The organism is Neobacillus sp. (assembly GCF_031988165.1).
Classification (GTDB): Bacteria; Bacillota; Bacilli; order Bacillales; family Cytobacillaceae; genus Neobacillus; species Neobacillus rhizosphaerae.
The window spans coordinates 126,627-136,629 of sequence record NZ_DALZYO010000010.1 but is presented as its reverse complement, the minus strand read 5'-3'; the positions used below and the strand labels follow the sequence as shown (position 1 = coordinate 136,629).

Genomic DNA, 10,003 nt, shown 5'->3' with positions numbered 1-10,003 from the left:
TCAACTTTTGCTGTTGTTCCATTGACAAGGACAAAATTTAAATAATTATCTGCGACTGTTCCAGTAACGGTGACGGTTTCTTTATTCAATTTACTTCCATCCGTTGGCGAACCAATCGTTAACTCCGGCGCATCGGCATCATAGGTTACATTTACAGGTGCGGAAGCATCCGTCATCCCTTGTGCTGTAGATGCTTTTGCCGTTAATTGGTTCTCACCCTTATTGAGTTTCACGTCAACAGAATATTTGCCATCATCCTTTGTATCAACAGCCGCAACTTCTACGCCTTTATTAAATATATGAACCTTTGTCTTTGGTGCAGCTTCACCTTTCACAGTTACTGTTTCAACGTTGGTGAACGCTCCATCAACAGGAGAGGTAATCGATGGTTCTGTTACTTCATAATCAACCACTGCACGAATCATATAGTTGCCTTCTGTTTTCGGGGAAGGTGTCCATTCCCCGCTTACCAACTGCCAGCTTCGATACGTATTTGGCCCATCATCATCTGTTGCCAAACCAGGAACATATGGACTGTCTGCGGCTTGGATGTAGACGATATAGAAATCGCCTTCAACAATAATTCCATGGCTGCTTAAATCTACTTGCGTCCATTGACCATTACGAAGGGCTGTAGCATCAAAAGGTCCCGCCAGCTTTTTACCTGGTGCTCCGCCCGGGCCAGAAGCATCATATACGGCTACTTTAAAGGCAGTACCACCTGGATCTGGCCACTCTCCATCCCCGAATCGGAACAAGCCACTTCTAACAAATGCTTTTTTGTTCCCTTTCTCTAAGGACATTTTTACACCCCAGCCATTTCCGGCATCGTAAAATGCACGTGCATTTTCCGCAGTTCCATCGTCATAGCCAATTTCACCTGGATAACCAATGAACGGCTTAATATCGAAATTTTTCTCGATATTTCCTTTTAGTTTAATGCTAGCTTCTTGACTGTAATAATGTGGAGATATGACCTTAAGTGTATAATCACCTTCGTAGGCCGTAATTGAAAAATGTCCGTTTTCATCCGTTTGGACAGGCTGAACATGTGCATCTTCTATAACATATACAGTCGCCCCAGCAACTGGCTGTCCTGATGCCTTATTCTTGATCGTTCCCGAAACAGTTCCCTTCACTTGTTCCTGAAGTGTAAAGTTCGCTGTTTCTTCTCCGTCCTGTGCTATCGTTACTGATTTAGTTTGCGAGTGATGGCCATAGCTTTCAGCAATGACCGTAAATGTTCCTGCTGCATGTGTCATCTCAAAGCTTCCATTTGTCGGATTAGTGGCAACAGAACGACCGGTTTCCACAACCGTTACTTGAGCCTGCATAGGTAATTGCATTGGAGCAGACTTTTCAGTGCTTGCTTCCTTTTTCACCTCAGGCATCATCATAGTTAACTTATCCGGATTGACCTTTTCTTTTTTAACAGAAGCTGCTGCAGACTCATCATTTTCAGTTGTGACGTCCACCTCTGCTTTTTGTGATGTAGCATGTGGTGCATTTGTTAAACGAACATCATCAATATACCAGCCTTGCTTTGTCACACCGCCATCAGTTGTGATGTTGAAAGCTACATAAATTCTTTGGCCAGCATATTCACTTAAATTCACTTCACCGTCAATCCAGCCATTTGACAAATTATTAACGCGAAGCTTTTGAACCCAGTTCACACCGTCTGTTGAAACAAATACATGCCCAAAATCATAGTTTTTTTCAAGCTCATACCATTGCTTAAATTGGAGATAACTGTTTCCTTCAGGCAAATCAATTGGCGGCATCTGTAATGAAGCGTTTGCTTTACTAGCATAATTTCCAGTTAGATTTGTCGCATATACTTTTTCACCGGAAAAAGCTTCCCCAGGACCGTTAGTTGGCTTACCCCACTGCCAAGAATTGTTGGCACCGTAAGAAGTCCAGCCATCAGGATTACTTTCAAAATCAGCAACATAGCCTACAGTAATCCCTGGAAGAACAGTGGCCCTATGTTCACTAACAGATTCATTTCCACCGAAATCAAGAGCTTTCCACTTATATACGAAAGCATTGCCTGAAATGTCTGCACCAGGAATATTCACGCGGTAAGTTCCATTTTTGTAATCGCCGCTAATCCGCTGGGCAGCAACAGTCGTCCATGAACCATCTTGCTTTTGATATTGGAGCGATACATTTGTTACACTAATATTATCAGCAGCGGAAGCTTCTAACGTTAACGGCATACCTGCAAAAACCGCGCCAGGTTGGGAATGTGTTAACACCGGTGCTTCACTGTCCGTTCCTTCTTTCGTTACCTGGCCTTTTAGTTTTCCTAAACCAGAAACAACAGCAGATACGGCATCAAATACATTCAATAATCCTGAGCCATAACCGTTATTTGGTGATGTTGGATATTTGTTGTCAGTTAAAGGAATGGCTGTTGTTTGTAAAATTCGTTCTAGATCATCCACTGTTAAGCTTGAATTTGCTTGCTTAAGTAAGGCAATGGCTGCTGAAACGTGCGGACCAGCCATCGAGGTTCCATTCCATCCGCCTTCATAGCTGCCACCAGGGACAGCAGAACGAATATTGACACCCGGTGCTGAAAGTTCCGGTTTGATTTCCCCATATGGAGAAGGCCCAAGTAAGGAAAAGCCTCCAAGTTTGTTGTTAATATCAGTGGCCCCTGTAGCGACTGCTTCTGGGTAGTTTGCCGGATTAGCTACAGATCCAGGGCCGCCAGGATTACCTAAGTTTGTATTTCCTGCAGAGAATTCCGGGAAGATTTCTGCCGCTCTCCACGCCTGAACCATCGGACGGTACCACTCATCTAGCCCAGGACCACCGCCCCATGAATTATTGATAACATCTGGTGCCTTATCAGGATTTCCACCTGGGGCCATCATCCATTCACCAGCTTCTAATAAATCTGCATCCTCGCCACCATCTGGCGTGAATGCCTTTACCGCAATCCACTTTGCACCTGGTGCGACACCGATGATATTGGAACCATTCGGCTCTGAACCAACCATAGTTCCTGTTGTATGTGTTCCATGCCCGTGATCATCATATGGTGTAGTTTGACCACGAGTTGCATCAAACCAGCTATACGTATTATCCGCTTGACCTGTTGCTGGATTATAACCGCGATATTTTTCCTTTAATGCCGGATGATTCCATTGCACTCCGGTATCAATCGAACCAATGACAACCCCGCTGCCATCGATCCCCATTTCCCAAACTGCAGGGGCTCCTACACGATCAATATTCCATTCGATCGAATTGGTTCCTGCTGCCGGTTCTTGTACAGCTGTACCTGAGGATTTTTCCGGAACGAACAATTGTCTTGTTTCGTTCGGGAGGATTTTTTCAACCTCTAGAAATGCTGCTGCTTTTTCCATTACTTCTTGTGTTGCTGTAACCGCAATCGCATTCACGATATAGTAGGAATGAACATCCTTGGCCTTTCCAGCCTTCACTTGCTCTTCAAGAAACGCTAACACGTCAGACTGTGTTTCTTTTGCCGTTGCTTTTAACTCGGAAACAATTGTGTTTCGCTTTAATGATTTTGTTTTTGCAGGTGTCGCCTTCTGCTGCTTGGCTTTATCCTCAGCTGCCTTGGCAACTTTAGCTGAATCCACCTGCTCTTTCATTTTGATAAGAAAGGTAACTTTATCTTGATCAGCAAATTGCTTGTACAACGAATTCGTTACTTTTTGCTTTGGTGTTGGCAGCTCATCCTTGGCTGAAACACTTACTCCTTTTGTAGCAGCGTCAGCATTCATTTGCGGTTGCAAGAGCAACGGCAATACTAGAATGGCTGTAAGTAGAATCGATAACCATCGGCGTTGTTTTCTTTTCATCCTCTTACCCCCCTAAGTATTCTCCTTCATCAATGAATCTACTACCCTCCTTTCTGGTGCACACTATATGTAAATAACTAGGTGCTACTTTAAAAATAGCCCTTTAAAAATGCCTTTTGTGTCGAATCTTATCGTATAAACTAGAATATTCAGAAATTGATACTTTAGTTGTTATTGGGAAAATTAGAAAATTAGTCCAAAATGAAGTCGACAGTGCTTGTTTCATATTTAAGCTAAATCCTTTTGACTAGTTTCATCATCTTTTTCGAAGATGATGTTCCATTTTTTTCTAAAAACAATTCGATGGTCCTAGTTTAATTAATACATAGAAATGGACAAATACTCACATTCAGTAATTTAATAGTTTTTTTTTCCCCACTCCACATCGTAGAAAACGCAAAGCCGTTCCACGCCACCATCTGCTATGGAGTTACAATTCATTCAAAGAACCAACCTACCATAATTAAGACGGTGTAAGCAGCGCTAAGCGGAGCTTCACCAATTTGTATTCGAAAATGTTTATTTTTTCTCAGATTTCGAATTTGCTTTGTAACTTTTTCAATTGGGGAGCGTCTCTCTAATAACTAAAGAGGAGGTAGCAAAATGGAGTCCTTTAAAGACCAAATATTTTTTCGGTGGTACGAGGATTATAGTGCATCAATTTTTAAGTGCATATATGCTATTGTCCAAGAGCCACAAACAGCAGAAGATCTGATGCAGGAAACCTTTCTTAAGGTATTTGAAAAGTATACAGCATCAAAGAAATAAATAAGGTAAAATTAAGTTATCCAAACGAAAAGGGGTAGTTCCCGCTCCAAAAAGTTGCGGAACTGCCCCTTGATTTATTGCGTTTGCAATGAAAATGATGCAACAGAACGAACCATCTTTCTATGTATCATTACAAAAAAGATAGTTTTTCTAGTTCGAGATTTTTTATCTTTTTACTTTTTTATTGGGGTGACCACGGAAAATAAACTTTCTGTTGGATCAGATACATTAAATTCAATGATCTTATAGCCATTTTCTCCTTCTTTGAACTCGTTTTTCCTTGCTGTTATTAATTGATTGTTATTCATTATTTTTACTTCCTCCCTAACATTTCTCACACAGAAGTTACTATATGACGGAGAATCAAATTTGTGCATGAATTTTAAAACAATTTATCCTATTTTTTTATTTTTGGTTGTAAAACCTAATAAAAACGGCCGTCGACTTAGTCGACAGCCTGAAAATATCTTTCTACCTTAGCTCCATTGAACATAGGTGTATGATGTTTTTTTGACATGTCAAAAAATGCTGAGCCTTATAATTTACTTTGTACCGCTCTTAGCTTTCGCTCCATTGAATGTTCCTTATCCCGCCGGTCATCAATTCGGATATTGGTGCAAACTCTTTGGACACCTTTTTGAAACGGCACTTCATGAATCTCTTGCACAATGTGTAGCAATTGCTTTAGATCGCCTTCAATTAGAGTGCTCATCGGTGTTAATTGAAACTTAATTTGCCCTTCATATTGGTGAAGGACTTTATGAATATCAGCTACATATTCGCTAACACTGGAAGTAGCTGTTCCTACCGGAATGATTGTAATATCAATAATAGCCATATTTATTCCTCCTATTTTCCCATTCTCTCTAAATGATTACAACAGAAAATGGAACTGTCCCCTTCATTATCTCTTTGAAATGAAAATGATGCAAAAGAACCGTCCCGACGCTTCAATCATGTACCGCAAAAAGTTCGGTATGGAAGGTTTGATGGCGCAGGCAATGTGCAGTAATCCTTCTTTTCTGGGGAATCCGCATAGGGCTTCGACAGAACACCCAGTAGTCGCTCCATTACACTGTAATCTTCTTGTTCCACTACGGCTTCAAGCGACTCTTCGACTCGATGGTTCCGTGGGATCACCGCAGGATTACTGTTTTGCATCAACTGCTGCGAGGATGCCTTCGATTCCTCCTGTCTTTCAAGTCTCGCCTGCCATAGCTCATGCCACTGTGTAAATTCTGGCGTCCCAATAAGAACCGTTTCCTCTAGTTTTTCAAAAGTTAAGGCTCGGAAGGTATTGGTATAGTCGGCACGATACTTCTGCATCATACTGAGGAGGCCTTCAACAAGGGATTCATCCTCTTTCTCTTCATTAAATATTCCCAGTTTTGCTCTCATTCCCTCTAGCCAATTAGCTTGATATAACTCCATATAATTTGAAATCGCATCCTGAGCAAGTTTAACAGCCTGCTCTTGATCATCATGCAGCAGCGGCAAAAGGGTTTCAGCAAAGCGCGCCAGATTCCACCCGGCAATATAAGGCTGATTGCCATAGGCATAGCGGCCTTGCCTGTCAATCGAACTGAATACCGTTTCCGGGTCATAATGATCCATGAAAGCGCAAGGACCATAATCGATCGTTTCTCCGCTAATGGTCATATTGTCGGTGTTCATCACTCCGTGGATAAAGCCAACCATTTGCCATTTGGCTATCAGTGCGGCCTGACGCTTGATCACTTCCTGAAGCAGCGTAAGGTATCGATTTTCATCCGCTTCAACGTCTGGATAATGGCGCTTTAGTGTAGAATCAGCTAGGATCTGGAGTTCCTCCACTTGGCCCCATTTTGCAACGTATTGGAAGGTACCGACGCGTAGTTGACTAGCAGCCACTCGGGTGAGAATAGCACCAGGCAGTTCGGTTTCCCGGATGACGGACTCACCGGTGGTCACCACGGCTAGACTGCGGGTGGTAGGAATACCAAGTGCATGCATCGCTTCGCTAATAATGTATTCACGCAGCATCGGTCCAACGGCTGCTCGACCATCGCCCCCACGAGAATATGGCGTTCTCCCTGGTCCCTTGAGCTGAATATCAAACCGCTCACCTCGGGGAGTGGTCTGCTCCCCTAGTAGCACAGCCCGACCGTCCCCTAACATCGTGAAATGCCCAAATTGATGACCGGCATATGCTTGAGCAAGCGGCATAGCCCCGTCAGGAATCCGGTTGCCAGCAAGCACCGCTACCCCAGCTTCGCTTTGCAGTGCTTCGACGTTTAACCCCAGCGATGTCGCCAACGGTTCATTGAGTATGATCAGATTCGGTAAGCGAACAGGGGTTGGGTTGTGCCTGGTAAAAAATGATTTCGGTAGACGAGCGTAACTGTTGTCAAAGTTCCATCCTGTTTCTTTTATGTCTTTTATCATCGGATCTCCTTTTCTTCTTAAGTCTTTACGTATCCTAGTTTTTTCTTATACCTAAAATAAAAATCATAAACATTTCATGATGTTTTTAGTAATTAACTTTCCAAATCAACACAAGGTATCTCCTTTTAGTGTCTTCTATTACCATTTATTATATCCTTTCCACCCATAGATGACGCCCTTTAAATATTTTTTAAATCTGCTGTTCCTCCATCCTTATATATTCCAATTTAATCGCAAAACTGGAGGTTTGTTGAGTATAGCAAGACTTAAATCTACAAAGATAAAAAGCACTGTCAGTAATAATAAAATAATATAATTACATACTTTGAAGCCAGTCAAAATTTTTTATTTTAGTACTTGGTCTAAATCTAACTAGAATCATATATTTTATAGTGAGGATCCAATTTGAGCATTTTTTTTGTAACACATTCCATTTGAAATAGGTGAGGACAAAATGTTTGCTGTTCATTTTTTCGAAAACAAAAACCTTTTATTAACTCAGCTGCTTAACCGAGTACCTTCCGTAGGTGAAGATTTAACAATTAAAGGTCGTAAAGGAAAAGTTGCAAGTGTTATCAGTATGGATGAAAAAAATATCCATGTACAAGTTATCATAGAAATCGTTAAGAAAAATAAACTTATTGTAGATAATTCAAAAAAGAAAAAAAGGTAAATAATATTTGTATACTCCCTCCTTAAGGGATAATAGTGTTATTCAAAAAATTGAGAAGGAAATCAATACCAATTATGCTTTGAAAAGTCGTTTGTAATGATACTAAGGTTAGGTTGAGTAAACATATGAAAACAAAAAGAACGCACATGTTAGATATGTCTAATAGGTGCGTTCTTTGCTGACACTCAAAGTTCAATGAGTACCATAATTATTGCTATATGTGACAATTTGTCCTGTTTATTGGGATGTTATTCGCAATTTTCCACTTCCAAAGTGAACAATTGTATTCTTTCTCTGCTTCCTTAACCTATCGATTAAAGGGGAATCGTCCCCTTACTTATATCAGATAGTTTGAACTAGATAAATATAGTGTTATCCAGTCCATTCTAGTTAAATTAATTATCGAGAACGACTTTTTAACGAAAATAGTGCAAGTATAAAGATTTTTTTACTAGAAATAACTAGTAGAATGAAAATATTAGTCATGCCATCGTCATTATGTCGGCTAGAGCAGTGGGTATGTCAACCTTGGTTACCTGTTATAAACAACTGCTTCCAGCCTTTCAAGAAAAATCGTACCCACAGAGACTCAATATCATGTCTTTAACCACATTTCTTTGATATGATGTACACAAAAATAAAAGGTGAATTGTACCTGCTTTTATTCGCTGATACTGTATATAAAGAGGCAATATTTGAAAAGAAAAAAACATCTCTAAACGTTTATGTTAGTTCAGATAACATTATACCCCACTAGTAATAAAGGAATTAGGATAAAACCCCAATATCATTTCCGCCTCAACGCCTGCAAAATTTCCTGTTCGAGAAACACATGATTCAATATGAACTCGAAAATTTAGTACATTAATTACCTAATAAAAAGGTTTTTGGGAATATTTGTAGAATATAAATCTATAATATAGAAAATAAATAAACTGTCCGTTACTCAACAAATACTCAACTATCCTGAAAATTAAATTTTCCTTCAGAGGAGAGCGTTAATTAATAAATCTATGAAATATAGTTGACTGGATTAAGGTTAGTATCAGTATTGACACTTCCTAACCATTTTCATTCACTGTGGTGCAGCTCTGCTGCATGAGTGGCTAAAGGGCAGGATTCAAGGAACAGGAGGTATAGATATACTTAGTAGAAAATTATTTGCAGCATTTTTAACGTCAATCATTGATTTTTTTATCGTACCAATATTTTTTACTTATGATTCTGATTCCTATTTTTCAATAGGATTAGCGGTAAGTATGGTAACTGTGCCTGTGATATTTGTCGTTGGTGTGCTTACGTCAATGGCAATTGAATCATTAGGTAAAAGTAACCACGTAATTTTTTCTTATGTAAAACATTTGATGTGTGCCATTCTTTGTGCGATATTATTTTCATTCACTAGCTCTGACCTTTTAATAACGGCTTTTTATGTTTCCATTGTTTATGTTACGACCTTCTTTATCATTGATTGCATCATTAAAAATGTTGAAAAAAGAAAAGAACAAGTTATAACAAATTAGGGGGGGGGTTGAGGATTCACCTCCCGAAATAACAAAAAAAAATCAGAGTTGACCTATAAATTGGGTACAACTCTATTTTTTGTTAAAAGCAACAATATAAATTAACATAGCCAGCTAAAAAGAAACCGTTTATATATTTTGTAGAACTCACCATATAGTTAAAAACAAAGACACAAAAATAATCTTTTATTATCTTTAAAGAGAGATCTATATTATGGAAAAAATTTCAATCATTACTGCATAGAAAATAGCAAATAATATTAGTTAGCAGAGTTGGACTATGAACGGAAGAAAAATCTAGGATTAAAAGAATTAGTTTTGGTTGTGCTCAAAAGATTTGGTGAAAGTGTCCCAGACCAAATTTAATAACTTGGGTTGAGATGTTTTTTTCACCAATGGTATTACCAAAGATATAAAAACCCTTTGATAATGAAAATTTTATAACCGAATAAAAATTAGATTGGAATTAAAAGATTAGGTAAACATCTAAACAAGAGAGGATTATTTGGGTCTTTTCCTTTGTAGTAGGGATTAGTTAATTCTTCATTTTTCATATGAAAAGGAGTACGACCGTTAAGTCTTACCTCAGATTGTAGGCAAAAGGCATCCGAATGACTATACGGATGCCTTTTTATTAAATTTATGTTCGTAAGAGCAGAATTTAATCCTAGCCTACTCCCATTATTACGCCATTTTAGGATTTTTCCATAAGCAACTGGCCCTCTTTTTAGTTCATTTTGTTGCCAATAAGACACTTTCTCTGTATCATTACA

At 39.3% G+C, this 10,003-nt stretch carries 7 protein-coding genes; 3 read left to right on the top strand and 4 right to left on the bottom strand.

The features are described 5' to 3' along the window. On the bottom strand, nt 1-3,842 hold a 3,842-nt coding region (locus tag RTR43_RS08035; RefSeq protein ID WP_312470942.1), incomplete at its 3' end, for a S8 family serine peptidase. A gap of 603 nt (nt 3,843-4,445) precedes the next feature. On the opposite strand from RTR43_RS08035, the gene RTR43_RS08030 reads away from it, so the two are divergent. Further along, nucleotides 4,446-4,610 carry an RNA polymerase sigma factor gene (locus tag RTR43_RS08030; protein WP_312470940.1) on the top strand — a complete coding sequence of 55 codons (165 nt, stop codon included), beginning with the start codon at nt 4,446-4,448 and terminating at the stop codon, nt 4,608-4,610. Nucleotides 4,611-4,783: 173 nt separating this feature from the next. Here the strand turns inward: RTR43_RS08030 and RTR43_RS08025 are convergent, their stop codons facing one another. The 3 genes from RTR43_RS08025 to RTR43_RS08015 form a co-directional block, all read right to left on the bottom strand. Then, nucleotides 4,784-4,918, bottom strand: coding sequence for a hypothetical protein (locus RTR43_RS08025; RefSeq protein WP_312470938.1), 135 nt, complete (start codon nt 4,916-4,918; stop codon nt 4,784-4,786). Between the two features lie 227 nt (nt 4,919-5,145). Continuing rightward, entirely contained in the window at nt 5,146-5,448 is a 303-nt protein-coding gene (locus RTR43_RS08020) for an MTH1187 family thiamine-binding protein (protein ID WP_312470937.1), read from the bottom strand. Nucleotides 5,449-5,564: 116 nt separating this feature from the next. After that, nucleotides 5,565-7,034 carry a protein adenylyltransferase SelO gene (locus RTR43_RS08015; protein ID WP_312470936.1) on the bottom strand — a complete coding sequence of 490 codons (1,470 nt, stop codon included), beginning with the start codon at nt 7,032-7,034 and terminating at the stop codon, nt 5,565-5,567. Between the two features lie 454 nt (nt 7,035-7,488). Here RTR43_RS08015 and RTR43_RS08010 point away from each other — a divergent pair, with 454 nt between their 5' ends. Beyond that, nucleotides 7,489-7,707, top strand: a complete 219-nt coding sequence (locus RTR43_RS08010) for a hypothetical protein (RefSeq protein ID WP_312470935.1) — start codon at nt 7,489-7,491, stop codon at nt 7,705-7,707. A gap of 1,259 nt (nt 7,708-8,966) precedes the next feature. Continuing rightward, on the top strand, nt 8,967-9,230 hold the full coding sequence (locus RTR43_RS08005; RefSeq protein ID WP_312470934.1) for a hypothetical protein: 264 nt from the start codon (nt 8,967-8,969) through the stop codon (nt 9,228-9,230). Nucleotides 9,231-10,003 lie beyond the last annotated feature (773 nt).

What these genes read in the sequence shown, in the direction of transcription:
- RTR43_RS08010 (WP_312470935.1), top strand. Translation starts at nt 7,489, where the DNA reads ATGTTTGCTGTTCATTTTTTCGAAAACAAAAACCTTTTATTAACTCAG.
- RTR43_RS08005 (WP_312470934.1), top strand. Translation starts at nt 8,967, where the DNA reads ATGGTAACTGTGCCTGTGATATTTGTCGTTGGTGTGCTTACGTCAATG.
- RTR43_RS08025 (WP_312470938.1), bottom strand. Translation starts at nt 4,918, where the DNA reads ATGAATAACAATCAATTAATAACAGCAAGGAAAAACGAGTTCAAAGAA.
- RTR43_RS08030 (WP_312470940.1), top strand. Translation starts at nt 4,446, where the DNA reads ATGGAGTCCTTTAAAGACCAAATATTTTTTCGGTGGTACGAGGATTAT.
- RTR43_RS08020 (WP_312470937.1), bottom strand. Translation starts at nt 5,448, where the DNA reads ATGGCTATTATTGATATTACAATCATTCCGGTAGGAACAGCTACTTCC.
- RTR43_RS08015 (WP_312470936.1), bottom strand. Translation starts at nt 7,034, where the DNA reads ATGATAAAAGACATAAAAGAAACAGGATGGAACTTTGACAACAGTTAC.